We start from the raw sequence: 23,490 nt of genomic DNA, 5'->3' as shown, positions 1-23,490 counted from the left end.
CGGTGAGCGCCCTGACCGTCGTACTGGCCCTGCTGTCCGCCCTGGGCAACGGCGCGGCCTCGGTACTCCAGCGGCGGGCCGCGATGGACCAGGTCCGGGAGGAGCGGGGCGACGGCGGGCCGCTGCGGAACCTGCTGCGGCTGGCGCGGCTGCTGCGCCGCCCGTTCTGGCTGGCCGGTCTCGCCGCGATGATCGTGTCGGCGGTGGCGCAGGTGGGCGCGCTGGCGGTCGGGCGGCTCTCGGTGGTCCAGCCGCTGCTGGTCAGCGAGCTGCTGTTCACCCTGGTGGTCGGCAGTCTGGTGTTCCGCCACCGCCCGGACGGCCGGACCTGGCTGTCGTTCGTGATGCTCGCCGCCGGGCTCGCGCTCTTCCTGGTGGCGGCCGACCCCTCCAGTGGTTCGCCCACGTCGCGCAACGGCCGCTGGCTGCCCGTGGGTGTGGTGGTGGCCGTCGTCGTGGGCGCCCTGATCGCGGTGGCCCGGGTGCTGCGCGGGGCCGCGCGCGCCGTCGCCCTCGGCAGCGCCACCGCCGCCTGCTTCGCCTGCACCGCGGCGCTGATCAAGGAGCTGACCGGACGGTTCTCCGGTGGGGTGGTGGCGGTGCTCACCGACTGGCCGCTGTACGCGGTGTGCGCCGTGGGACTGCTGAGCTTCCTGCTGCTCCAGAGCACCCTGCGCGCGGGCACCCTGGCCGCCTCGCAGCCCGCGCTCACCCTCGGCGACGCCCTGGTCAGCATCGCGCTGGGCTGGATGCTGTTCGGCGAACGCATCGAGCTGGGGCTGCGCATCGTGCCCGAAGTGGCCGGGATCCTGCTGATGGCGGCGGGAATCGTGGGCCTGACCCGCTCGCCCGCCATGTCCGGCGCCTGGGACCAGGCCGTCCCCGAACCACCGCGGAACACCGGGACACCACTCCCCGGCGGACGGAGCGGCCCCGGCGGCGAGGGAACACCATGAGCGTGCGCCACCGCTCCGGTGTCCTGGTGCGCAACGCCGCGCTGCTCGCGGCGGCCGCGCACATCGCCCCCGCCGGTACCTGGCTGCCCGGGCCCCGGCGCGTCCTGTTCCCCACCCTGGCGGGCCGTGGCCGGCGCGACCATGTGGCCCTCACCTTCGACGACGGACCCGATCCGGGCACCACCCCGCGCTTCCTCCAGGTGCTCGACGAGCTCGGCGTCCGCGCCACCTTCTTCGTCCTGGGGGACGGCGTGACGCGCTTCCCGCACACCACCCTGGAGATCGTCCGCCGGGGCCATGAACTCGCCGTCCACGGCTGGACCCACAGCCGCCCCTGGCTGCCCACGGTGTCCCGCGACGCCCATGAGGTGGCCCGGGCCGCCCGCGCGATCCGGCTGGCCACCGGCGCGGTGCCGCGGTGGTACCGGCCGCCGTTCGGCATCCTCACCGGCGGCCGCTGGCTGGCGGCGGCCCGGGCCGGACTCACCCCGGTCCTCTGGTCGGCCTGGGGGCGCGACTGGACCGGGGACGCCACCCCGGGGTCGGTGGCCGCCGCCGTACGGCGCGATCTGCGCGGCGGGGCCACCGTTCTGCTGCACGACACCGACCGCGCCGCGGCCACGGGCTGCTGGCGCGCCACGCTGGCCGCGCTGCCCGTGGTGGTGGCGGAGTGCCGGGCCGCGGGGCTGGAGGTGGGACCGCTGGCCGAGCACGGGATATGACACGGGCTCTCAGCCGTCGCGCAGGCGGGCCATCTTCCGGGGGTCCACGATCCGGTCGAAGTCCTCGGCGCCGATGTGGCCGCTGGCGATGGCCGCCTCGCGCAGGGTCGTTCCCTCGGCGGCGGCCTTACGGGCGATCTCGGCGGCCTTGTCGTGGCCGATCCGCGGGGACAGCGCGGTGACCAGCATCAGCGAGCGGGCCAGATACTCGTCGATCCGCTCGCGGTTCAACTCGATGCCCTCGACACAGTACGCGCGCAGCTTCTCGCAGGCGTCGGCGAGGATGCGGGCGGAGTGCAGGAAGTCGCTGATGACCAATGGCCGTGCCGCGTTGAGCTGGAAGTTGCCCCGGGTGCCCGCGTGTGCCACGGCGGCGTCGTCGGAGAGCACCTGGACGCACACCATCATCATGGCCTCGCACTGCGTCGGGTTGACCTTGCCGGGCATGCTGGAGCTGCCGGGCTCGTTCGCGGGCAGCGTCAGCTCCCCGATCCCGCCGTGCGGGCCGGAGGCGAGCCAGCGGATATCGTCGGCGATCTTCATCAGGGGGACGGCGAGACCGCGCAGCCCGGCGGAGGCGGCCACCATGGCGTCCACACCGCTCTGCGCCGCGAAGGAGTTGGACGCCGCCTTGAACGGATGGCCGGTGGCCACGGCGATCTCCCGCGCCACCGCCGGTCCGAAGCCCTCGGGGGCGCCCAGACCGGTGCCGACCGCCGTGCCGCCGATGGCGAGCTGGTACAGATCCGGCAGCGTGGCCCGCAGCCGCTCCAGCGCGTCGGAGAGCTGGGCGGCGTAGCCGGACCACTCCTGCCCCACGGAGAGGGGCACCGCGTCCCGCAGATGGGTGCGGCCGGTCTTGACGATGTCGTACCAGGTCCGGGACTTGGCGGCGATGGCCTCCTGGAGCAGGCTGACCTGCGGCAGCAGCGGGTCGTGCAGGACGCGCACCGCGGCGATGTGCATGGCCGTGGGGAAGGTGTCGTTGGAGGACTGGCCCAGATTGACGTGGTCATTGGGGTGCACGGGCTCCTTGCTGCCCACGGCGCCGCCGACCAGCTGGATCGCGCGATTGCTGATGACCTCGTTGACGTTCATATTGGTCTGGGTGCCGGAACCGGCCTGCCACACATACAGCGGGAAGTGGTCGTCCAGCGCACCGGAGACCACCTCGTCGGCCACATGCGCGATCAGATCCGCCTGCCACCCCGCCAGCCGCCCCTCCCGGCCGTTGACCAGCGCGGCGGCCTTCTTCACATAGCCGTACGCGTGGTAGACCGCCTTGGGCATGCGGTCGTCACCGATCGCGAAGTGCACCAGGGCCCGCTGGGTCTGGGCGCCCCAGTACCGGTCGGCCGGGACCTCGACGGTCCCCAGCGCGTCCGTCTCCCGTCGGATGCCGGTGGCGTCGATGCGGGTGGGCAGGTCCCGCCGCACCCTCGGGGTGCCCTGGGCGCCCCGGCGCCGGTGGGGCGTGTTCATCGCGTGCTCTCCCTGACGGATGGCAGCCCATCCATACGCACACTCCGCATCACGGCTGTGGCCCTCCCCGCCAGTGTCGCTCCGCGCCGCCCCGGCCGCATCCGGCCGGGGCAGCGCCGCGTTCGGCCGATCCGGGCGTCAGCCCTGGCCCGCGCCATCGTGGACGGCCTTGCTGACGGCGGTGGTGAACTCGGTGGTGGAGGCGGTACCGCCGAGGTCGCGGGTGGAGACACCGGCGGCGATGGTGTCGGCCACGGCCCGTTGGATGACCGCGGCGGTGGCGGTCAGGGCCGCGTCACCGTGGCGCGCGCCGAGCCATTCGAAGAGCATCGCCCCGGAGAGGATCATGGCGACCGGGTTGGCGAGGTTCCGCCCGGCGATATCGGGGGCGGAGCCGTGGGACGCCTGGGCCATGGCGGTGGTGGCGGAGGCGTTGATCGAGGGGGCGGTGCCCAGCGAGCCGGAGATCTCCCCGGCGAGGTCGGAGAGGATGTCGCCGAACATGTTCTCGGTGACGATGACGTCGAAGTCCTGGGCGCGGCGCACCAGATGGACGGTCATGGCGTCGATGTGGAAGTCGTCCACCGCCACGTCCGGGTAGTCCTGGGCGACCTCCTGGCACACGGTGCGGAACAGCCCGGTGGTGAGCTTGAGGACATTGGCCTTGTGGACGATGGTGAGCTTCTTGCGGCGGGAGCGGGCCAGCTCGAAGGCGACGCGGGCGACCCGCTCGGTGGCCGCCCGGGTGACGATGCCCATCATGATGGCCGTGTCGGCGGTGGGCATGAACTCGCCGGTGCCCGCGAAGGTGTTGCGGTCGGCGTAGAAACCCTCGGTGTTCTCGCGGACGATGACCAGGTCGGCGCCGTCGCAGACGGCCTTCGCACCGGGGAAGCTCTTGGCGGGGCGGATGTTGGCGAAGAGCTGGAAGTGCTTGCGCAGGGAGCCCGAGGGGTTGAGGGCGGAGTTGTGCGGCTCGGGGTAGCCGACGGAGTCATGCGGCCCCAGGTACCAGCCGTCCAGACCGGCCAGCGCTTCCTTGGTCTCCTCGGGAAGCGGGGTGCCGTGGGACTCGATCGCCGCGGCGCCGAGCGGCAGGGTCACCCAGTCGACGGAGACCCCGGTGGTCCGGGCGGCGGCGGTGGCGATCTCGACGGCGGACGGGACGATCTCGGGGCCGATGCCGTCGCCCTCCAGGACGCCGAGGCGGTACGTGGTGCTCATGGGGCGGGTTCCTTTCAGCAGGTGAGTCACAGGGGGCGGGGGGAGCGCGGAGGCCAGGTCGGAGTGGCCGCGGTTGTACGGGTGTCAGGGAGGGTGGCAGCGGAAGTACGAGGGTCAGCCCATGGTGGCCGCGGCATCGGTGAGCGCGGTCCAGGAGCGGGCCGCGGCCTTGCGGCTGTCCCCGCCCTGGGTGTGTTCCAGCGTCAGCCAGCCGGTGAAGCCGCCCTGCTCCAGGGCCCGCAGCAGGGCGGGGAGCCGGGGGTCGCCGACCGCCAGCGGGCCGCGTGCGCCCGGCGCCGCGAGCTGGAGGCAGCCGGTCATCCGGGTGTGGTCGGTGGCCGCCCGGACCGGATCGATGCCTTCGGCTTCGAGGTGATGGGTGTCCAGGACCAGCCCGGCGGGCGGGCCGAGCGCGTGGACGACGGCGAGGGCTTCCTCGGGCGTATGCCACAAGGAGGTGTTGGCCCGCGACTGTGGCTCCAGCAGCAGTCGGCTGCCGCGAGCGGCCGCCTCCTCGGCCAGTTGCCGGACGGCGCCTTGGGCCCAGCCCCGCTGCGCCTCCTCCAGACCCGGCGAGAAGGTGCCACGGGTCTGACCGAGGGTGAGCGGCACACCGAGCGCACCGGCGAGACGGGCCGCGCCCAGCAGCCGGTCCAGGGCGTGACGGCGTACGTCCGGCGCGGGGTCGGTCAGCGTCAGCCGGTCCCGCGCGGCGACGGGGCCGGTGCCCACGCCGAGGACCGTCAGGCCGCCGCCCTCCACGGTGCGGAGCAGGGCGTCGGCGTCGCGGGCCGAGGCCTCGCGCACCTGCACCTCCACACCGTCGTAGCCGAGTTCGGCCAGCCGCCGGACGGCTTCGGCGAGCGGTGCGTCGAAGCCGAGCGGCATGGGCGTACGGCAGTCGTCGGCGGAGACGGTGTAGGCCACCGGCCAGGGCGGGCGCGCGGTCACGGCGCGACCGTCGCGGCGGTGGCCGTCCGCCCGCCCCCGCCGGTGAGCAGACCGCGCAGTTCCCGGACGGCGGCTCCGGCACCGTCCAGCACCGGAACGCCCAGCAGCTCGGCCAGCGGGCCCCGGGCCGGGGCGAGGGAGTACTGCGCCAGCAGCACCGCATCGGCGTCGGCCGCTCCGGCGGCGCCCAGGGCGTCGGCCAGATGGCGGGCGGTCGCTTCCGCGCTGTCGGCGTCGGCGTCGGCCTCGGCCAGGGCGGTCACGATGTCCACCGGACGGTCGGCCCGCACCGCCGGGATGAGCGCCTCGAGTTGGGCCATGGCGGCGGGGACGGCGGGCGGTGTGGAGGCGACGACGGCGATGCGCTCGAACGGGCCGGTCAGGGCGGCCTTGAACATGGCCTCGTCGGACTTCAGCACGGGCATGTCCCACAGCGTGCGGGCGGTGTCCACCACCGCTCCGTAGGAGGAGCAGGTCAGCAGCAGCCCCTGGGCGCCGCCGTCCAGCACATGGGCGATGAGGCGCAGCATGCGCCGACGCAGCGCGTCGGTGAGGCCACCCGCGCCGAGGGCGTCGTCCAGCAGCCGGTCGTCCAGCACATTCCACACCGTGGCCTGCGGGAACTCCTGAGCGAACGCCTCCTGGGCGATACGGGCCCCGGTCGGCACGGCGTGGATCATGGCGACCAGGGGAGGGGGTTCGATCACCGGGTTCCTTCCTCTTCCGGTAGGCAGGGGCCGGTTCCGGTGGGCCGGGGGACCGGCGGAGCGTTGCCGCGCCGTCACTGTAGAAGCAACCGGTAAACCGGTCAACCGGATTCCCTTATGGTGGTGGTCCCTTGCGGTGGTCCCTTGTGGTGGTCAGGGGGCCGCCGGGACGCGCCCGGCGGCCCTGGTCCGCTATGCCTCGCGCTGTTCGAGGGCCTCCATCAGGCGCCGGGAGGCGCCCTCCACGTGCCGGGCCATCGCCGCGCGGGCCGCCTCGGCGTCCCCCCGCGCCACCGCTTCGAAGATCGGCACATGGTCGGCGTAGGCCACCTCGCGGGGCCGTACGGCGCCCGTGCGCTCGACCCAGCCCCGGTGGATCATCGCCCGCATGCCCTTGAGCATGTCCCGCAGCACCGTATTGCCCGCCAACTCGCCCAACGCCGCGTGGAAGGCGGTGTCCGCCTCGGGGAACTCCTCGTCCGGACACTGCTTCATCGCCGCCAGCCGGGCGCGCAGCAGCTCGACGCCCGCCTCGTCGCGGGCCTGTGCGGCCAGGCCTGCCACGACGACCTCCAGCTCCGCGCGGGCCTGGACCATGTCCCGGGCGCCCCGCTCGCCGAGGACCAGGCCCAGTTCGAACAGGCGGTAGAGCACATCGGAGTCGGTGCCGCGGAAGTACGTCCCGCTGGACTGGCGGATCTCCAGCAGGCCGAGCAGGCCCAGCGACTTGATCGCCTCGCGCACGGTGGGCCGGTTCACTCCGAGCATCTCGGTGAGCCGCCGTTCGGAGGGGATCCGGTCGCCGGGTTGCACCTCGCCGGACATCAGATAGTCGATCAGGCGACGCGAGACCTCTGCGGCCAGCGGTTCCCGCGGTTCGACCGTGATCCTGGCGAGTTCGGCCATCGAATTCCTCACTTCGATATTGACGTGATGGCTGGATTCTAGTTACCTACCGGCGATCCGGTAAACCGGTTATCCGGTTGCGCCGCGTCTTCTTCTCCCCGCCGCCCGGTCGGCGGCCCATGAGCCCTGCCCTGCCCCTAGGAGCAACGATGCTCGCCCTCCTCGGCTTCGCCACTCTGGGCAGCTTCATGCTGCTCGTGATGCGGAAGCACCTCTCCGCGTTCACCGCCATCATGCTCACGCCGATCGCCGCCGCCCTCGTCGCGGGCAAGGGCGCCAGGCTCGGCGACATGATCATGAACGGTCTGGACACGGTCGCGCCCACCGCCGCGCTGCTGCTGTTCGCCGTCCTCTACTTCGGTCTGATGATGGAGGCCAAGCTCTTCGAGCCCGTCTGCCAGGCCATCGTCCGTGCCTCCAGGGGCGACCCGGTCCGCGTCTGTGTCGGCACGGCCGTCCTTGCCCTGTGTGTCGCCCTCGACGGCGACGGCACCACCAGCTACATGATCGTCTGCTCCGCGTTCCTGCCCATCTACCGCCGCCTGGGCATGAACCCCCTCATCCTCGCCACCGTGTCGGCCATGGCGCTGGGCACCATCTCCGGCACCACTCCCTGGGGAGGTGCGGCCACCCGGGGCATCAGCGTCCTGCATCTGAGCGCCACCGAGTACTTCGTCCATATGCTCGGGCCGATGGCGCTGACCAGCCTGGCCATCATCGCCGTGGCCTACTGGCTCGGCCTGCGCGAACGCCGGAAGCTCGACTCCGGCACGCTCGCCGCCTTCCAGCTCGACATCGCCTCCGGTGAGGCGTTCGAGCCGGTGACGGCGGACTGGCGGATGTGGTGCAACGCCGCCCTCACGGTGCTGCTGATGGTGCTGCTCGTCCTGGAGGCCGCCGACCTGCTGGTGCTGTTCATGGTGGCGTTCGTGCCGGCCCTGCTCATCAACGTCCGCACCATCGGCGACCAGCAGGAGCTCATCAAGCGTCAGGCCGCCAACGCCGTCCCCGTGATGATCCTCGTCCTGGCGGCAGGCGTGTTCACCGGGATCATGACCGACTCGGGCATGATCAAGGCGATGGCGGACGCGGCCCTCGCCGTCGTTCCCGACTCCATGGGGAACCTCATTCCGCTGTTCACCGCCATCCTCGCCCTGCCGCTGGGCTTCTTCATGTCCAACGACGGCTACTGGTTCGGCGTCGTCCCCGTACTGGCGGAATCCGCCGCTCACTACGGGATCGACGCCAACCAGATCGCCCGCGCCGGCGCCATCGGCCAGATCCTCCACATGATGGGCCCGACCAGCGCCCCGCTCTGGGTCCTCCTCGGCCTCGTCAAGGCCGAACTCGGCGACTTCCAGAAGCACGCCCTGCGCTGGGGCGTGCTTGTCTCCCTCGGCTACATCGCCTTCGCCGTCCTCACCGGGGCCGTCACCGTCACCTGACGGTCCACAGGAGATTCCCCGATTCCCCGGCCATCGGCCCAGCCCTCCGGGACCTCAGAGCCGGGTGCGCAGCCGGATCAGGGTGCCGTCCGCGTCGGCCTGCATCTGCACCACGTCGCACAGCATGCGGACGCCCCACAGCCCGAACCCGGGCTCGGAGTCGGCCGGTGGGGCGAAGCCCCACAGCGCGTCCGGGTACCAGTGGCCGGGCCCGGAGATCTCGCAGACCAGATCGCCGTCGTTTACCCAGGTGCTCAGCCGCGCCGGGGCCCCGCCGTGCCGGATCGCGGTGGTGGACACCTCGCTCACGGCCGCGACCATGTTGCGCAGCGCGTCATGGCCCATGCCGTGCCGGCTCGCCCGCTCGGCCACGAAGGTGCGCACGGCGTCCAGATCGGTCGAGACGATCGACACGGACTCGGCCGTGCGCGGGGCGGACGGCAGGGGGCGCCGGTCGCAGGTGGCGCTGAACGGGCCGGGGTCGGTGTAGGCGTCGCTCTTCTCCGGCCCATGGCCGTCGATGATCTCGGGATGGGTCTGGCGCGCGTAGGCGAGGATCTCGGGGTGCAGCAGACGCCGGTCGTAGCAGCAGATGGCGCGGGCGCCGGAGTGGGCGAAGGCCGCGTTGACGATCGACTCGTAGCGCGCCCACTCCACCACCTCGAGCGGGGTGCGGCCCTGCCACACCGGTTCGGCGATCACCCGGACCCGGCGCGGCTTCTCGGCCTTCACGAAGGAGTCATAGGCGGCGATGGTCTTCACCGGGTGCTGGTACCAGCTGAGCGCCTCCTCGAACTGCACCGCCTTGGCGTCCTGCCCGAGCGCGTCCCGCAGCGCGTCGATGTTGGAGGTGGCCGCGACGACGGCCACGGCGTCGTCCGCCTCCAGGCCTTCGCGGAGGAACGGGACGCAGATATCGACCACTTCCTCCTCGTCGCGGTAGAGGAATCCGCGGTGCATCATCGCATCGCGGTGGTCCGCGACGGGGCTGCTCGGGCTGGTCATCGGGCCTCCCTGGGGCTCGGCCGGCGAAAACACGCGGTGCGTCATCGAATTTCCGGACGGTATAGCGCAGTCTGCCACTTCCCCGGCCCGGTGCGCAGCCCGTTCCGGCCGTACATGGACGACGTCCTGACGGTGCATTAGCATCCTCGGGCGTGACAGAGCTGAAGAACATCAACGCAAATGGACTTGATTTCGGGTATTTCGAAGCGGGCCCGGCCGACGCCCCATTGGCGCTCTGCTTGCACGGCTTCCCGGACTCCGCGCACTCCTGGCGCCATCTGCTTCCCGCACTCGCGGACGCGGGCTACCACGCGGTGGCGCCCTTCATGAGGGGCTACGCGCCCAGCGGCATTCCCGCCGACGGCGCCTACCAGGCGGGTGCGATCGCCGCGGACGCCAACGCGCTCCACGAGGCGTTCGGCGGTGACGGCGACGCCGTGCTCATCGGCCACGACTGGGGCGCCATCGCCGCGTACGGCGCCACCGCCAGCGCCCCCGAGCGCTGGCGGCGCGCGGTCACGATGTCGGTGCCCCCGCTGGGCGGGGTACTGGCCGACTTCTTCAACTATGACTACGGCCAGTTCAAGCGCTCCTTCTACATCTTCCTGTTCCAGACGCCGCTGGCCGAGGCCGGGGCGGCGGCGCACGACATGGCCCTGATCGACGGTCTGTGGCGCGACTGGTCGCCCGGGTACAAGGACGCCGCCGAGGACATCGCGCACGTCAAGGAGAGCCTGCGGGACCCGGCCCACCTCGCCGCCGCGATCGGCTACTACCGGGCGCTGTTCGACCCGTCGCGCCATGTGGCGGCTTACGCGGCCGAACAGGAGGCCATCACCCGGACCGGGGAGGTCCCCATCCTCTATCTGCACGGCACCGACGACGGCTGCATCGGCGCCGATGTCGTCCAGGGGGCCCCGGACCACCTGCCCGCGGGCTCGCGGATGGAACTGGTCGACGGCACCGGGCACTTCCTCCACCTGGAGCGGCCCGAGCGGATCAGCCGGGAGGTTCTGGCCTGGCTCGCCGAGTGACCGGGTGACCGGGCGGCCCCGGGCGCGCGCCATACCGTCAAACGGCATGTGACCAGGGCCTTTTCCAACGCGGAACGCGATGCGGCCGCGGCGGGACCCCGACCGGGGCTGACCCGGTCGAGCCGCCGTGGCCGTCGCTTTACCGCCGGTATACCGCCGCTGATCCGCCCTCTTCCATGCTGGACGCATCGCTACAGCCGCCCGGCAGGGACGCGTCTGGAGAGGGCCTGTGAACGTCGACCAGCAGCATCAGCCTCATGTCGAGGACGAACCCCTCTACGCCTGGAGCACCTTCCAGCTCTGCGGCGGGGTGGAGGGGTCCGGCCCGAGCGGCACCTGCCGGGCCGAACGCACCGCCCGTGCCTGCCTCGAAGCGGCACTCCAGGCCACCGCGGCCCACTCCGGGGCGTACTCCTGGGGCCAGCTCAGCCGGGTGTCCGCGGATGTCGACCTGCCCTTCCACCTGTGGGCGCGGGATCCGGTCGCCTGGGCCGAACCGGGGCCGAGGAAGACGGTCACGTGGCGTCCGGGCGCGGCTCCGCACCCGCAGTGATCCGGAACCGTCGGCGGTGAGGCGAGGCAGTGCTAGTGGTAAGGGAATCACGATGAAGAGCAGTGGACCCGGCATCGGGCTCAGGACGAGGGAGTGGCGGCCGGCCGACCACGGACGTCTTGCGGTCAGCGAGGCGAACCCGGCCAGGGTCTACAACTATCTCGTCGGCGGCAAGGACAATTACCTCGCCGATTACGAGCAGGCTCAGCGATTTCTCGGTGTCGCACCGGAAGTCCGTGACACCGCGCTCTCCAATCGGAGATTTCTGCACCGTGCCGTCCGTCATCTCGCCGCCAATGGAATCAGCCAATTCCTGGATATCGGCGCGGGATTGCCGGCGACCCCGAATGTGCATGAAATCGCCCAGGCCGTGAATCCCCGGGCCCGGGTGGTCTACGCCGACAACGACCCCATCGTGGCGAGCCACGGCCAGGCCAGGCTCTCCGTCTCCGGCACCACGATGGTCAAGGCCGACATCCGCTCGCCCGAGGACCTTCTGGGCCATGAGGAGCTGCGTCGGCTGCTGGACCCCGCACAGCCGGTCGCGATCCTGCTGACGCTCGTCCTCGACTACATCGAGGACCTGGCGAACCCCGTCGGCATCGTCCGCCGGCTCATGGACTGGGCCGCGCCGGGCAGCTGTCTGGTCCTCTCGCACGCCACCGGTGACTTCACCGTCGACACCGACCGGGACTGGGAGGTCATCAGCTTCGAGGACCCGGTGTCCCTGGTCGCCCGCGACCATGCCGGGATCATGGAGTTCTTCGCCGGGCTCGACCTGCTCGCCCCGGGCCTGGTGCAACTCCCCTCGTGGCGTCCGGGCATCGGCGCCGAGTCCGACCCGAGCCGGGTCTGGGCCTACGGCGGGGTGGCCCGCAAGCCGTAGCCCCGGCCGTCCCTTCAGCCGCGGCCCCGGCAGCCCCTCCGCCCGACGCCCGCCCCGGACCCCGTGTCCGACGCACGCCCCGGACCCCGCCTCAGCGCGGACCGGGGCCGATCTGTAGCGTCATACAGGCGGGGAAGAGCCCGCTCCAGGTGTGCCCGCGCCAACTCTCGTACGTACCGGGGCGCTTCCACACCGGCAGGGCCTGGTCCATATGGGCCCGGCCCTCGGGGAACCTGCCCTGCTCCATATAGGTGATCCCGATCTCGTAGAGGGCGAAGCCCTCATGGTGGATGTTGCCCGTGCGACGGGCGTACTCCAGGCTCTCCTTGAAACAGGTCAGGGCATCCTCGGGGCGGCCCAGGCCCCGGTGGGCCCGGCCGAGGTTGCCCAGGCCGATCACCTCGGCCGGCAGGTCCCCGGCCTCCCGGGCGAGGGTGAGCTGCCGCTCCTGCACCGTGATGGCCTCCTCGTACAGGCCCAGTTCGCACAGCGCGTCCGCGAGATTGCACGCGGTGCGCAACTCGCCCTCCCGATGGTCCAGTTCGCGCCAGATCTCCAGCGCCGACTCCAGGGTGGTCCGTACCTCGTCATAGCTGTGCTGGAGCCAGTACGCGGCGGAGAGGCCGTCCAGCGCCCACGCCTCGCTCTCCGGGTCGCCCAGGCGGCGGGCGGTCTCGACGGCCAGCTCGTTGATCGTCTGGAGATCCTGGGCGTGGGCCCGGGGGAAGAGGAACCACTGGAGCGCCCGCGCCAGCCGCAGCCCCAGGCGCGCGATCGCCTCGGGCTGGGCGGGCTCGGCGGCGTGGGCGACGGCCGCCAGCAGATTGGGCAGCTCGTCCTTCAGCCAGCTCTCGGCCTCGTCCTGGCCGGTCAGCGGCACCGACGGGCCCTCGACCGGGTGCCGGGGCCAGGGGCGGAGCGGATCGAGCAGGGTGACCGCCCGCTGGGCGGTGGCCGCGTAGCAGGTCAGCACCCGCTCCAGGGCCGCCGAGCGCTCCGCCTCGGGCTCCTCCTGCTCCGCCTGCTCCGACGCGAACAGCCGCAGCAGATCGTGCATGTGGTAGCGGACGGAGTCCCTGCTTTCCAGGAGCTGGGCGTCGACCAGCCGCTCCAGCGCGTTCTCGGTGCGGTCGGTGGGCAGGTCCAGCAGCGCCGCGGCCACCGGCAGGCTCACATCGTGCCCGTGCACCACGCTGAGCAGCCGGAAGGCGCGGACCGCGTCCAGGTCGTCGGAGCGGCGGCCGAGCCGGAAGCCCTCGTAGCTCACCTGGAAGCTGACCCGGACGGCCAGATCGCCGAAGCGCAGCTCGTCCAGCCGGCCCCGGGCGTCGGTCAGCTTGGTCACGAGGGTGCGCAGCGGCCACGCGGGGCGGGCGGCCAGCCGGGCACCGGCGATCCGCAGCGCCAGCGGCAGCCAGCCGCACAGCCGGGTGATCTCTTCCGCCTCCGCCGGCTCGGCCCGCACCCGCTCCGCGCCCACGACCCGCTCCAGCAGCGCCACCGCCTGGTCCTGCGGGAGCACATCCAGATGCAGATGGGTGGCGCCCTCCAGGGTGGTCAGCATCTCCCGGCTGGTGACCAGCGCGGCGCAACCCGGCCCGGCGGGGATCAGCGGCCGCACCTGGTCCACACCTGCGGCGTTGTCGAGGATCACCAGCAGCCTCCGGCCCGCCGCCAGCGAACGGAACTGCGCGGACGCCTCGTCGGTGTCGCTCGGCACGTTGGAGCCGTCCACACCGAGGGCGCGCAGGAACCGGCCGAGCACCTCACCGGGGTCCAGGGCCGACTGTCCGGCGGTCGCCCCGTACAGATCCACGTAGAGCTGCCCGTCGGGGAAGCGGTCGGCGAGCTGGTGCGCGGCGTGGATGGCCAGGGTCGACTTGCCGACCCCGCCGGTGCCGTCGATGGCCGCGAGCACCACCGACCGGCCGCCCTCGCCCGCCTCCGGGTCCCCGGCCGCGTCCATCAGCGCCTGGATCACCGCGACCTCACCGTGGCGCCCGGTGAACGCGGGGCTGGCGGGCGGCAGTTGGCGGGGCCCCCGGTTGGCCCTACGGGCAGCGGCGGCGGCAGCGGCGGCCGGGTCGGGCCGGTCCGCCTCCGGGGCGGGCGCGGCCACCAGGGAGGCGTCGGCGTTCAGGATCCGCTCGTGGAGGTCGCGCAGCGGCGGGGTCGGCTCGACCCCCAGCTCCTCGCTCAGCAGCCGGTGCAGATCGCGGTAGGCGGCCAGGGCGTCGGCCTGCCGTCCGGACCGGTACAGCGCCAGCATCAGCCGGCCGCGCAACTCCTCGCGGAACGGATACTCGGCGGTCAGCGCCTCCAGCTCGCCCAGGACGGCCGTATGGCGCCCGCACCGCAGGTCCGCGTCGATCCGGGCGTCCACGGCTTGCAGCCGGCACTCCTCGAGCCGGGTGGCCTCCGCTGCCACCGCCGGGGCCGGAGGCACATCGGCGAACGGGGTGCCGCGCCACATCGCCAGCGCCTCGCGCAGCCGCTCCGCCGCCGTCTCGGGCGCCTCCCGGTCGAGCGCCCGCCGCCCCTCCTCGACCAGCTGCTCGAAGCGGTGGGCGTCGAACTCGGCGGCCTCCACCGCCAGCCGGTAGCCCTGTGCCTTGTAGCCCTGCTTCTCGGTGATCAGGGTCTGCCCGGCCTCGTCGCCCAGGGTCTGGCGGAGCCGGGAGACATAGGTCTGTAGCAGCTTGGTGGCGCTCTGGGGCGCCCGGTCCTCGCCCCAGAGCTCGTCCAGGAGCCGTTCGGTGGAGACGGTCTGGTTGGCGTGGCACAGCAGCACCGCGAGCAGCGTCCGCCACTTGGCCGGCCCCAGGGGGGCCCACCCCTCGCCGGTGCGCAGCTCAAGCGCCCCCAGGACCCGGTATCGCACCCGTCCCCTTCCATCGGCTCGTCAACTGACCACTCCGCAATGGTTATACCTCCGATGTGGCCACTGCCGTGCATCGTTCCATCCGCCGGGAACAAGCTCGCGCCGAGTATGGGCTCGCGCGGCTGGCCGAAAATCGCCGCATCGGGGGCCGTGGCGGAACGGCCGGGGTCAGAACGGCCGGTCGCCCTCGATGGCGACGCGCTCGGCGACCCGGCGGTGCGGGGCGTAGTCGTTGACCGCGTAGTGCTGTGTGGCGCGGTTGTCCCAGAACGCGATGTCGCCCGGCTGCCAGTGGAAGCGCACCTGGTACTCCGGGACGTGCGCCTGCCGGCACAGGAAGCTCAGCAGCCGGTCGCTCTCCTCCCGCTCCATCCCGGTGATCCGGGTGGTGAAGGAGGTGTTGACGAACAGCATCCGGCGGCCGGTCTCCGGATGGGTGCGCACCACCGGGTGCTCCACCGGCGGGAACATCTCCTGGAACGGGGCCAGCCGCTCCGGGCCGTAGAAGCGGATGAAGCCGGGGATGACGTCGTGGACGGCGGTGGCGCCGTCGATGCGCTCCCTCACCTCCGCCGGGAGGTTGTCGTAAGCCGCCGCCATGTCGGCCCACATGGTGTCCCCGCCCACCGGCGGCACCTCGCGCAGCTGGAGCACGGCGCCGAGCGCGGGCCGGGTGCGGAAGGTGACGTCGGTGTGCCAGATGTTCTCGAAGGTCGGCGTGGCGCCTGAGGCCTTGTCGAAGCGGACCACATCCTCGCTGGACCCGGCGGCGAGCAGCGGATTGGTCTCCAACTCGCCCCAGTTACGGGCGAATCCGCGCTGCTGTTCCGAGGTGAGGTGCTGACCGCGGAAGAAGAGCACCTTCCACTCCAGCAGGGCGCGGTTCAGCTCCTCGCGCAGCGCGGGCTCCAGCGGCCGGGACAGGTTCAGGCCGCGGATCTCGGCGCCTATGACGCGTCCGAGGGGCACGATCTCGAACCGCTCGTACGGACGCTCCTCCCACCCCTCGGGCAACCGCCGCAGAACGCGCGCGCCCTCGTACATGCCGTCCGGCGGGATGGTGGCCTCGCGCAGAGTCGTGGGTGGAGTGTCGACGACGGTCATGGCGTCTCCTCATGCGTGACAGCGGAACAGGGGGCAGGCGGGGGTGGGGAGGTGCCCTCGTGCCGCGGGGGAGACCACGGGAGTGTCGTCCTGAGCGTCGCGATGTCCGGACCGTCAGGGGATGACCGGCGATCGCGAGAGGAATGACCGGCGTGGCTTCGGGGGGCGCGGGGGCGGTGGCCGCGGGATGCGGAGATCCCGGTTAGAGGCCCGAGCGCTCACACCCGGTCCGGTCCGGGGCGCGTAGAAGTCCCGTCGCGTCGAACCGGTGCCTGATCATGAGCGCAATTGTGGGATCCGCCCTGGTCAGCTGTCAATGGGGAGTGCGGTGTGTGCGGGAGGACGAGTGCTCACCCGGCGGCGCCCTCAGGTGGCCGAGGCGGCCGCCAGGGCGGTACGGGCGCGCTCGACCAGGGCCCGGCCGGCCGGACCGCTCGGGCCGTCCGCCCGCCAGGCGAAGGCCAGCCGCCCCCGCAGGGCCGGCCGCTCGATGCGGACCGACCGCAGCCGGTCCGGCCGCGCCTCGGCGAACGCGCCGGGCAGGATCGCCGCGCCCAGCCCCCGCTCGGCGAGCTGCGCCAGCACCTCCGGATCGCTGGCCTCGAAGGCGATGTGCGGGGTGAAACCGGCGGCCGCGCACGCCTCGTCGACCCGGGTGCGCAGCCCCGTGCCGCGCGGCAGGCTGATCAGCGCACGGCCCCGCAGGGTGTCCAGGGAGATGGCCGAGTGCGCGGCGAGCTCATGGTCGGGGGCGACCGCGGCCACGATCGGCTGATCCGTGATCACCTCCAGCTCGACACCGGCCGGGGTCGTGGCGCCCACGCTGACGATCGCCGCGTCGAGCCGTCCCGTGCGCAGACCCTCCAGCAGCTCGTCCGAAGTGGCCTCGGTGAGGGTGATCTCCACCGCCGGATGGGCGTCGTGGAACTCCGCCAGCAGCCCCGGCAGATCCACGCTGTGCGAGGTGACCGTGCCGACCGCCACATGCCCGCGCAGCAGCCCGGTCAGCTCGTCCACCGCGAGCCGGGCGCCCTCCACCGCCGCGAGCGCGGCCCGCGCGTAGGGGAGCACCGCCGCGCCCGCCTCGGTCAGCCGCACCGAGCGGCCCGAGCGGTCCAGCAGCTGCTCGCCCAGCTCGCGCTCCAGCCGGCGGATCTGTGCGCTGACCCCCGGCTGGGCCACATGCACCTTCTCCGCGGCCCGGGTGAAGTTCCGCTCCTCGGCCACCGCCACGAAGTACTCAAGCTGCCGCAGTTCCATAAGCGATGATTCTAGCAACCAGACCAACCATCTCTTGGACTTCTGGTAGCCCCCGTCGGAGGGTGGAGGCGGAGACAAGAGACGGAGATGAGGAGTCGACCATGACCGAGACCCGTGCCCGCGCCACCACCCCCGAGGATCTGGCCCGGCTGTTCGTGGAGCGTGCCAACGCCGGGGACGCCGAGGGGCTGGCCGAGCTCTACGAGCCCGACGCGGTGCTCGCCTACCCGCCGGGCGCCACGACCGTCGGCCGTGAGGCGATCCGCGCCGTTTGCGAGCGGATGCTTGCGCACGCCCCGCGCCCCTTCCAGGTGGAGGAGGCGCTGCCGACCGTTCGCCACGGCGATCTGGCCCTCACCTCGACCCGCCCCGCCGACAACACCGGCGGCCGGGTGCAGGTGGCCCGCCGCCAGCCGGACGGCACCTGGCTGCGCGTCATCGACCGCCCCGAGGCCCGATCCGAGGACCGCCCCGAGATCCGTCCCGAGGCCCCCTCCGGCACCCGCCCCGAGGCCGGAGCCGAGTGATGGGTGTGCTCATCGCCGGGGGCGGGATCGGCGGGCCGGCCACCGCCCTGAGCCTGCACGCCGCCGGGGTCGAGACGGCGGTCGTCGAGAGCGCCCGCGAGATCCGGCCGCTCGGCGTCGGGATCAATCTGCTGCCGCACGCCGTGCGCGAGCTCATCGAACTCGGCCTCGGCGACGAGCTCGCCGCCATCGGCGTGGCCACCGCCGAGAACGTGTACTGCGACCGGTTCGGCAGGCGGATCTTCACCGAGCCGCGCGGCCTGGCCCAGGGCTACCGCTGGCCGCAGTACTCGGTCCACCGCGGAGAGCTCCAGCGGCTGCTCCTCGCGGCGGTCCGCGAGCGCCTGGGCGCGGACGCGGTCCGCACCGGGGCGCGGGTGGTGGGATTCGACGACTCGGAGCAGCGGGACAGCGTGCGCGTACGCGTCCTCGACCGGGCCACGGGGACGGCCGAGGAGACGGCCGCGCGGGCGCTGATCGGCGCCGACGGGCTGCACTCCGCGGTCCGCGCCGCGCTGCATCCACAGGACGGTCCGCTGCTGTGGTCGGGCATCCGGATGTGGCGGGGCACCACACGAGCCGAGCCGTTTCTGACCGGGCGCTCGATGGTGATCGTGCGCGACGGGGACGCCGAGCTGGTCGCGTATCCGATCGGCGGCGGCCGGGTCAACTGGGTCTGCCAGGTGCGGATGTCCGAGCCCGGGCCGCTCACCGGCGACGCGGCCTGGAACCGGGCGGGGCGGCTGGCCGATGTGCTGCCGTACTTCGAGGACTGGCGGCTCGGCTGGCTCGATGTGCCCGGTCTGCTGACCGGCTGCGACGAGATCCTGGAATACCCGATGGTCGACCGGGAGCCGCTGCCGTGGTGGGGGAGCGGCCGGGTGACCCTGCTCGGCGACGCCGCACATCCGATGTATCCGGTGGGGGCCAACGGCGCGTCCCAGGCCGTCGTGGACGCCCGCGTCCTCGCCCGCGAACTCGCGCGGGCGGACGATGTGCCCACCGCGCTGGCCCGCTACGAGACCGAGCGCCGCGAGGCGACGGCGGCCGTCGTACGGGCGAACCGGGCCATGAACCGGGCCGGTGCCCGGACCCCCGAGGAGCTCGCCCGCGTCACCGACACCTACCGGGACACCACGGGAGGCGATGTGCGCACGCTCAACGCCCGCCCCTCCCTGAGCTGCCGGTGAGCCCCGCGACCGGCGGGAGCGGTACGGCACCTGAGCCGGGCGGGGCCGTATTCCACGGCGCCGACCCGGCCCGGCCGTTGGGCCGGACATCAGCGTTGGCGCCCGTCTGGCACCGCGCTTAGCGTGGACATCAGACAGCGGTCCTCACGAGACGGTTCGACGCGATCGAAGTGCAGGGCCACTCCTGGTGCGGGAGGTCGGGAATGGACTCCGTCTCCTTCCTTCTGGTGGCCGTCATCCTCACGGCACTGGCCTTCGACTTCACCAACGGCTTCCACGACACGGCCAATTCGATGGCCACGTCCATCGCCACGGGGGCGCTGTCGCCCCGGCTCGCCGTCCTCGTCGCCGCGGTGCTCAACCTGGCCGGGGCGTTCCTCTCCACGGAAGTGGCCAAGACCATCTCCAACGGCATCGTCGACGACGCCAAGGTCTCCCCGGTCATGATTTTCGCGGGGCTGATCGGGGCGATCCTGTGGAACATGATCACCTGGCTCGCCGGGCTGCCGTCGAGCTCCTCGCACGCCCTGTTCGGCGGGCTGATCGGCGCGGTGTGGGTGGGCGCCGGGGAATCCGCGGTGCGCTTCACCGCGATCGTCCAGAAGATCGTGATTCCGGCGGTCGCCTCACCGTTGGTGGCCTGTGTGGTGGCCATGCTGGCCACCTATCTCGCGTATGTGATCACCCACCGCGCGGCCGCCCCCGCGGCGCGGAAGGGCTTCCGCGCGGGGCAGGCGGGATCCGCGTCCCTGGTGGCCCTCGCCCACGGCACCAATGACGCGCAGAAGACGATGGGGGTCATCACCCTCACCCTCATCGCCGGTGGTGTGCTCGGCCATGGCTCCGGGCCACCGTGGTGGGTGGTGCTCAGCGCAGGTCTGGCGATCTCCCTCGGAACCTATGCCGGCGGGTGGCGGATCATCCGGACCATGGGCAAGGGGCTGACCGACATCCAGCCCCCGCAGGGCTTCGCCGCCGAGACCAGCGCCACCGCGGTGATCCTGGCCTCCTCGCACCTGGGCTTCCCGCTGTCCACCACCCAGGTGTGCACGGGCAGCATCCTGGGTGCCGGGCTCGGCCGCAGGCTGGCCCATGTGCGCTGGGGGATCGCCGGGCGGATCGCGGTGTCGTGGCTGCTGACCCTGCCCGCGGCGGCGGCCGTGGGAGGGGTGGCGGCCTGGGTGGCGGGCCAGGGCAACACGGGGGTGGCCCTGGTGGCGGGCGTCGCCGTCGCGGCGGCGGTGGGCTTCTACGCGCTCTCGCGCCGGCGCCCGGTGAACCCGGACAACGTCAACGAGCCGGGTGCCCCCGAGCCCGCCGGGCGCACCCTGGACACGACCGTCTGACCGGCTGCGACCCCCGAGGAGGAGGTGATCCGTATGGGCACCACCTGGGGCACGATCGGCGGGGTCTTCGGGGTCAGCCTCGGGGTCACCGTCCTGGTGGTGGTGTTGTTCTCCCTCGGCGTCACCGCCTGGGCCCGCGCCGGTGGCGGCACCCCGCGCCACGGGGCCCGCCGCGGCCGTCCCGACACGGTGGCGGCGACCGCGGCGGTGGTGTGCTTCGCCGCGTGCCTGGCGATCGCCGCCTATGGAATCGACCTGATCATCTCCGGCTGACTCCGCTTGCGACAATGGAACGCCACCGAGCACCGCCCCGCACCGCGGTGCTCCTGTCCACGCGGGAGACCACGCACGGTGTCAGATACCACCGAACCCCCCTCCGCCGGCCCGGCCGCCGCGGACCGCCCCGCCCTGCGGGCCGACTGCGCCAACTGCTTCGGGCTGTGCTGTGTCGCCCTGCCCTTCGCGGCCTCCACGGACTTCGCGATCGACAAGGACGCGGGGGAGCCCTGCCGCAACCTCCGGGCCGACTTCCGCTGCGGAATCCACTCCCGGCTGCGCGCGGAGGGCTTCCCGGGCTGCACGGTCTACGACTGCTTCGGCGCCGGGCAGAAGGTCTCCCAGTTCACCTTCGAGGGCCGCGACTGGCGGCGGCACCCGGGGACGGCCTCCGAGATGTTCGCCGCCTTCCCCGTCATGCGCCACCTGCACGAGCTGCTCTGGTACCTCACCGAGGCGCTGGCCCGGCCGGCCGCCCGGCCCGTCCACGGTGCGTTGCGCGAGGCGCTGCGGGAGACCGAGCGCCTCACCCTCGGCAGCGCCTCCGAGCTGCGGGAGCTCGATGTGGCGGCCCACCGCGACCGGGTCAATCAGCTGCTGCTGCGCACGAGCGAGCTGGTGCGGGCCCGGATCCCGGGCAAGAAGAAGAACCGCAGGGGAGCCGATCTCATCGGCGCCGATCTGCGCGGCGCCGATCTGCGGGGCGCCAACCTCCGCGGCGCCCGTCTCATCGCGGCGAACCTCACCCGGGCCGATCTGACGGCGGCCGATCTGATCGGGGCCGACTTCCGGGACGCCGATCTGAGCGCGGCCGACCTGCGGGGAGCCGTCTTCCTCACCCAGGCCCAGCTGAACGCGGCCAAGGGCGACTCCGCCACCCGGCTGCCGCCGTCCCTCACCCGCCCCGCCCACTGGTGACCCCGCCGCGCCGGCGCGCGGTGTGCGACCCTGGCTGCCATGTCCGACACCGTCGACGCGCCCGTGATCCGCAGCGATGAGCCCGGATCGTTCGCCCGGAGTGTGCTGGCCGAGCGCCATCCCGCACTGATCGAGAAGGTGCGCGACGCCTTTCCGTACGGCCCCGGGCAGCACCGCGCCCTCGACGCGCTGCGCGAAAACGCCGCCGAGGGCACCATCGCCCCGCTCCCGCCCACCGCGTACGACCACGACCGGTGGGCGGTGTGGGGCCGGGAGCACTTCGGCCGGTCCTGGTTCGACGTCCCGTTCCTGTGGGCGGAGAGCTACTTCTACCGCCGGCTCCTGGAGGCCGTGGGCTACTTCGCGGACGGCCCCTGGCGGGGCGTCGACCCGTTCCGCCCCTTCAAACAGGCCGAGCTGGACACCCCCGAAGCCGAGGCCGAACTGGCCACGCTCGACGACATCCTGCGCAAGCCCGCCGCGGCGCAGGCGGACGCGCTGGTGCACGGCTCACTCTGGGGCAACCGCGCGGACCTGGGCTTCCGCATCTCCTCATCGGCCGCGGACGGGCCCGGCGCCGACACTCCGCCGTTGGTCGCGGACGACTCCGAGGCGCTGTGGTCGCTGCTGCCCGTCGGCTCCCCGGCCACGCTGTGCGTGGTGGCGGACAACGCCGGGCGGGAACTGCTCCCCGACCTCGTCCTCATCGACCATGTGCTCCACCACGGGCGCGCCGAGCGGGTGGTGCTCCAGGTGAAGCCGTATCCGTACTACGTCTCCGACGCCACCACCGAGGATGTCGTCGACTGTCTGCGCCGTCTGGTGCGGGCGGAGGGCGCCGCGGCCGGAACCGGCGGACGGCTGTGGGCCGCCATGCGCGACGGGCGGCTCACGGTGCGGGCCCACGACTTCTTCCGCGCCCCGCTGCCGTACGAGGAGATGCCCGGCGATCTGCGGAGCGAGTTCGCCGGGGCCACGCTCACCGTCATGAAGGGCGATCTGAACTACCGCCGACTCGTCGGCGACCGGCTGTGGCCCCCGACCACCTCCTTCGCCGACCGCACCGGGTACTTCCCGGGTCCGGTGGCCGCGCTGCGCACCCTGAAGTCGGATGTCGTCGTCGGGCTCGACGAGCGGACCGTGGCCGCGCTGGACGCACACGAGGACCACTGGCGCACCAGCGGCGCCCATGCGCTGATCCAGGTACGGCGGTGAGGCGTGCGCTCCCCTCGACCCGGAGGTCCGAGGGGAGCGCGGTGGGCCGGTGACCGCGGTCCTCAGCCCCTGCCCCCGTGTCAGCCGCCGATGGCGTTGATACAGGTGCTGCCGATGCTGACGTCACCGGTCGGGGCGGCCGCGGACGTGACGGCGGTGGCACCGGTGGCGGTGTCACAGTCGTTGGTCTGGAAGATGAAGCTGGACAGGTTGAAGGTGGTGGGCACGTCGGCGCCTCTGTTCGAGCCGTGGCCGTTGGCGGCCGCGGTGCCGGTGCCGAGGAGCGCCAGGGTGCCGGCGGTCGCGGCCAGCAGGGCGGCCTTCTTCGCGATCTGCATGGATTCCTCCGTGTCGGGTCGTGGAGCGAGGTGTCTGACGATCAGATTTAACGAAGGGTGCCCGGGGGAAGTCGGGTAAGCGCACCGGAGAGTGCCCTGTTCGGCGTACCAGGCGATCGGGTTGCAACAGGCGCGCTCCTCTCTCCCCTGGAGGGTGAGAGGAGCGCGTGGTGGGCCGGTGATCGTCGGCCTCCGTCCCGGCGTTATCCGCCGATGACGTTGGCGCAGGTGCTGCCGATGTTGAGTTCACCGGTCGGGGCGGTCGCGGAGGTGACGGTGGTGGCACCGGTGAGGGTGTCGCAGTCGTTGCTCTGGAAGATGAAGCTGCTGATGTCGAAGGTGGTGGGAATGTCGGCGCTTCTGTTCGAGCCGTGGCCGTGGGCGGCGGCGGTGCCGGTGCCGAGGAGCGCCAGGGTGCCGGCGGTCGCGGCCAGCAGGGCGGCCTTCTTCGCGATCTGCATGGATTCCTCCGTGTCGGGTCGCAGAGTGAATAATCTGACGGTCCGATTTAACGGAGAGAGCCTCGGGGGAATGTGCCCAGCACACCGGAGAATGGGCCATCCG

The 23,490-nt window shown here is 72.5% G+C and carries 23 protein-coding genes; 12 read left to right on the top strand and 11 right to left on the bottom strand.

Going from position 1 to position 23,490, the window contains the following annotated elements; all coding sequences use genetic code 11:
- Positions 1-2: 2 nt before the first annotated feature.
- Together ACJX2R_RS04485 and ACJX2R_RS04480 are read left to right on the top strand one after the other, a co-directional pair.
- On the top strand, positions 3-956 hold the full coding sequence (locus ACJX2R_RS04485; RefSeq protein WP_413098872.1) for a DMT family transporter: 954 nt from the start codon (positions 3-5) through the stop codon (positions 954-956).
- Positions 953-1,678 (top strand): polysaccharide deacetylase family protein, encoded by a 726-nt coding sequence (locus ACJX2R_RS04480; RefSeq protein WP_413098871.1) that lies wholly within the window; start codon positions 953-955, stop codon positions 1,676-1,678. The genes ACJX2R_RS04485 and ACJX2R_RS04480 overlap by 4 nt, the downstream gene beginning before the upstream one ends.
- Positions 1,679-1,687: 9 nt before the next feature.
- On the opposite strand, the gene ACJX2R_RS04475 is transcribed toward ACJX2R_RS04480, so the two are convergent.
- From ACJX2R_RS04475 to ACJX2R_RS04455, 5 genes are all read right to left on the bottom strand, one after another.
- Positions 1,688-3,160, bottom strand: a complete 1,473-nt coding sequence (locus ACJX2R_RS04475) for a class II fumarate hydratase (RefSeq protein WP_413098870.1) — start codon at positions 3,158-3,160, stop codon at positions 1,688-1,690.
- 138 nt (positions 3,161-3,298) lie between these two features.
- Positions 3,299-4,384 (bottom strand): isocitrate/isopropylmalate dehydrogenase family protein, encoded by a 1,086-nt coding sequence (locus ACJX2R_RS04470; protein ID WP_413098869.1) that lies wholly within the window; start codon positions 4,382-4,384, stop codon positions 3,299-3,301.
- 114 nt (positions 4,385-4,498) lie between these two features.
- Positions 4,499-5,335 carry a sugar phosphate isomerase/epimerase family protein gene (locus tag ACJX2R_RS04465; RefSeq protein ID WP_413098868.1) on the bottom strand — a complete coding sequence of 279 codons (837 nt, stop codon included), beginning with the start codon at positions 5,333-5,335 and terminating at the stop codon, positions 4,499-4,501.
- Positions 5,332-6,042: an aspartate/glutamate racemase family protein gene (locus tag ACJX2R_RS04460; RefSeq protein WP_413098867.1), complete on the bottom strand. Its 711-nt coding sequence runs from the start codon at positions 6,040-6,042 to the stop codon at positions 5,332-5,334. The genes ACJX2R_RS04465 and ACJX2R_RS04460 overlap by 4 nt, the downstream gene beginning before the upstream one ends.
- Before the next feature lie 192 nt (positions 6,043-6,234).
- Positions 6,235-6,948, bottom strand: coding sequence for a FadR/GntR family transcriptional regulator (locus tag ACJX2R_RS04455; RefSeq protein WP_413098866.1), 714 nt, complete (start codon positions 6,946-6,948; stop codon positions 6,235-6,237).
- A gap of 149 nt (positions 6,949-7,097) precedes the next feature.
- Between ACJX2R_RS04455 and ACJX2R_RS04450 the strand changes: the two genes are divergently transcribed.
- A complete protein-coding gene (locus ACJX2R_RS04450; protein WP_413098865.1) occupies positions 7,098-8,393 on the top strand; it encodes a CitMHS family transporter in 1,296 nt (431 codons plus the stop codon).
- A gap of 54 nt (positions 8,394-8,447) precedes the next feature.
- On the opposite strand, the gene ACJX2R_RS04445 is transcribed toward ACJX2R_RS04450, so the two are convergent.
- Positions 8,448-9,398, bottom strand: coding sequence for an anti-sigma factor RsbA family regulatory protein (locus ACJX2R_RS04445; RefSeq protein ID WP_413098864.1), 951 nt, complete (start codon positions 9,396-9,398; stop codon positions 8,448-8,450).
- Between the two features lie 152 nt (positions 9,399-9,550).
- Between ACJX2R_RS04445 and ACJX2R_RS04440 the strand changes: the two genes are divergently transcribed.
- The 3 genes from ACJX2R_RS04440 to ACJX2R_RS04430 all read left to right on the top strand — a co-directional run bounded on the left by ACJX2R_RS04440 (position 9,551) and on the right by ACJX2R_RS04430 (position 11,871).
- A complete protein-coding gene (locus ACJX2R_RS04440) occupies positions 9,551-10,432 on the top strand; it encodes an alpha/beta fold hydrolase (protein WP_413098863.1) in 882 nt (293 codons plus the stop codon).
- Between the two features lie 229 nt (positions 10,433-10,661).
- On the top strand, positions 10,662-10,985 hold the full coding sequence (locus ACJX2R_RS04435; RefSeq protein ID WP_086881829.1) for a hypothetical protein: 324 nt from the start codon (positions 10,662-10,664) through the stop codon (positions 10,983-10,985).
- Positions 10,986-11,037: 52 nt separating this feature from the next.
- Positions 11,038-11,871 (top strand): SAM-dependent methyltransferase, encoded by an 834-nt coding sequence (locus tag ACJX2R_RS04430; protein ID WP_413098862.1) that lies wholly within the window; start codon positions 11,038-11,040, stop codon positions 11,869-11,871.
- 91 nt (positions 11,872-11,962) lie between these two features.
- Here ACJX2R_RS04430 and ACJX2R_RS04425 read toward each other — a convergent pair whose 3' ends face one another.
- From ACJX2R_RS04425 to ACJX2R_RS04415, 3 genes are all read right to left on the bottom strand, one after another.
- Positions 11,963-14,752: a BTAD domain-containing putative transcriptional regulator gene (locus tag ACJX2R_RS04425; protein ID WP_413098861.1), complete on the bottom strand. Its 2,790-nt coding sequence runs from the start codon at positions 14,750-14,752 to the stop codon at positions 11,963-11,965.
- A gap of 168 nt (positions 14,753-14,920) precedes the next feature.
- Positions 14,921-15,856 carry a TauD/TfdA dioxygenase family protein gene (locus ACJX2R_RS04420; RefSeq protein WP_413098860.1) on the bottom strand — a complete coding sequence of 312 codons (936 nt, stop codon included), beginning with the start codon at positions 15,854-15,856 and terminating at the stop codon, positions 14,921-14,923.
- Positions 15,857-16,222: 366 nt separating this feature from the next.
- Positions 16,223-17,116: a LysR family transcriptional regulator gene (locus ACJX2R_RS04415; protein ID WP_413098859.1), complete on the bottom strand. Its 894-nt coding sequence runs from the start codon at positions 17,114-17,116 to the stop codon at positions 16,223-16,225.
- A 101-nt stretch (positions 17,117-17,217) separates the two neighbouring features.
- Here ACJX2R_RS04415 and ACJX2R_RS04410 point away from each other — a divergent pair, with 101 nt between their 5' ends.
- The 6 genes from ACJX2R_RS04410 to ACJX2R_RS04385 all read left to right on the top strand — a co-directional run bounded on the left by ACJX2R_RS04410 (position 17,218) and on the right by ACJX2R_RS04385 (position 22,588).
- Positions 17,218-17,643 (top strand): YybH family protein, encoded by a 426-nt coding sequence (locus tag ACJX2R_RS04410; protein ID WP_413098858.1) that lies wholly within the window; start codon positions 17,218-17,220, stop codon positions 17,641-17,643.
- Positions 17,643-18,833 (top strand): flavin-dependent oxidoreductase, encoded by a 1,191-nt coding sequence (locus ACJX2R_RS04405; protein ID WP_413098857.1) that lies wholly within the window; start codon positions 17,643-17,645, stop codon positions 18,831-18,833. Before ACJX2R_RS04410 ends, ACJX2R_RS04405 begins: the two co-directional genes overlap by 1 nt.
- Before the next feature lie 203 nt (positions 18,834-19,036).
- Entirely contained in the window at positions 19,037-20,179 is a 1,143-nt protein-coding gene (locus tag ACJX2R_RS04400) for an inorganic phosphate transporter (protein WP_413098856.1), read from the top strand.
- 33 nt (positions 20,180-20,212) lie between these two features.
- Positions 20,213-20,452 carry a hypothetical protein gene (locus ACJX2R_RS04395; protein WP_413098855.1) on the top strand — a complete coding sequence of 80 codons (240 nt, stop codon included), beginning with the start codon at positions 20,213-20,215 and terminating at the stop codon, positions 20,450-20,452.
- A gap of 78 nt (positions 20,453-20,530) precedes the next feature.
- A complete protein-coding gene (locus ACJX2R_RS04390; protein ID WP_413098854.1) occupies positions 20,531-21,373 on the top strand; it encodes a pentapeptide repeat-containing protein in 843 nt (280 codons plus the stop codon).
- Between the two features lie 39 nt (positions 21,374-21,412).
- Positions 21,413-22,588, top strand: a complete 1,176-nt coding sequence (locus ACJX2R_RS04385) for a damage-control phosphatase ARMT1 family protein (protein ID WP_413098853.1) — start codon at positions 21,413-21,415, stop codon at positions 22,586-22,588.
- Between the two features lie 80 nt (positions 22,589-22,668).
- Here ACJX2R_RS04385 and ACJX2R_RS04380 read toward each other — a convergent pair whose 3' ends face one another.
- Both ACJX2R_RS04380 and ACJX2R_RS04375 read right to left on the bottom strand, forming a co-directional pair.
- The gene (locus tag ACJX2R_RS04380; RefSeq protein ID WP_413098852.1) at positions 22,669-22,926 is read right to left on the bottom strand and encodes a hypothetical protein; all 258 of its coding nucleotides are present in this window, start codon (positions 22,924-22,926) and stop codon (positions 22,669-22,671) included.
- Positions 22,927-23,129: 203 nt separating this feature from the next.
- On the bottom strand, positions 23,130-23,387 hold the full coding sequence (locus ACJX2R_RS04375) for a hypothetical protein (protein WP_413098851.1): 258 nt from the start codon (positions 23,385-23,387) through the stop codon (positions 23,130-23,132).
- Positions 23,388-23,490: the final 103 nt, after the last annotated feature.

It is taken from the genome of Streptomyces sp. Inha503, assembly GCF_047215865.1.
In the GTDB taxonomy this organism is placed as follows: Bacteria; Actinomycetota; Actinomycetes; order Streptomycetales; family Streptomycetaceae; genus Streptomyces; species Streptomyces lycopersici.
The sequence above is the reverse complement of the archived record's forward strand: the minus strand, read 5'-3'. Positions and strand labels throughout refer to the sequence as shown.

Coding starts and splice junctions, on each gene's coding strand:
- ACJX2R_RS04420 (WP_413098860.1), bottom strand. CDS start 15,856: ATGACCGTCGTCGACACTCCACCCACGACTCTGCGCGAGGCCACCATC.
- ACJX2R_RS04430 (WP_413098862.1), top strand. CDS start 11,038: ATGAAGAGCAGTGGACCCGGCATCGGGCTCAGGACGAGGGAGTGGCGG.
- ACJX2R_RS04395 (WP_413098855.1), top strand. CDS start 20,213: ATGGGCACCACCTGGGGCACGATCGGCGGGGTCTTCGGGGTCAGCCTC.
- ACJX2R_RS04405 (WP_413098857.1), top strand. CDS start 17,643: ATGGGTGTGCTCATCGCCGGGGGCGGGATCGGCGGGCCGGCCACCGCC.
- ACJX2R_RS04455 (WP_413098866.1), bottom strand. CDS start 6,948: ATGGCCGAACTCGCCAGGATCACGGTCGAACCGCGGGAACCGCTGGCC.
- ACJX2R_RS04475 (WP_413098870.1), bottom strand. CDS start 3,160: ATGAACACGCCCCACCGGCGCCGGGGCGCCCAGGGCACCCCGAGGGTG.
- ACJX2R_RS04415 (WP_413098859.1), bottom strand. CDS start 17,116: ATGGAACTGCGGCAGCTTGAGTACTTCGTGGCGGTGGCCGAGGAGCGG.
- ACJX2R_RS04470 (WP_413098869.1), bottom strand. CDS start 4,384: ATGAGCACCACGTACCGCCTCGGCGTCCTGGAGGGCGACGGCATCGGC.
- ACJX2R_RS04380 (WP_413098852.1), bottom strand. CDS start 22,926: ATGCAGATCGCGAAGAAGGCCGCCCTGCTGGCCGCGACCGCCGGCACC.
- ACJX2R_RS04480 (WP_413098871.1), top strand. CDS start 953: ATGAGCGTGCGCCACCGCTCCGGTGTCCTGGTGCGCAACGCCGCGCTG.
- ACJX2R_RS04445 (WP_413098864.1), bottom strand. CDS start 9,398: ATGACCAGCCCGAGCAGCCCCGTCGCGGACCACCGCGATGCGATGATG.
- ACJX2R_RS04400 (WP_413098856.1), top strand. CDS start 19,037: ATGGACTCCGTCTCCTTCCTTCTGGTGGCCGTCATCCTCACGGCACTG.
- ACJX2R_RS04450 (WP_413098865.1), top strand. CDS start 7,098: ATGCTCGCCCTCCTCGGCTTCGCCACTCTGGGCAGCTTCATGCTGCTC.
- ACJX2R_RS04385 (WP_413098853.1), top strand. CDS start 21,413: ATGTCCGACACCGTCGACGCGCCCGTGATCCGCAGCGATGAGCCCGGA.
- ACJX2R_RS04375 (WP_413098851.1), bottom strand. CDS start 23,387: ATGCAGATCGCGAAGAAGGCCGCCCTGCTGGCCGCGACCGCCGGCACC.
- ACJX2R_RS04410 (WP_413098858.1), top strand. CDS start 17,218: ATGACCGAGACCCGTGCCCGCGCCACCACCCCCGAGGATCTGGCCCGG.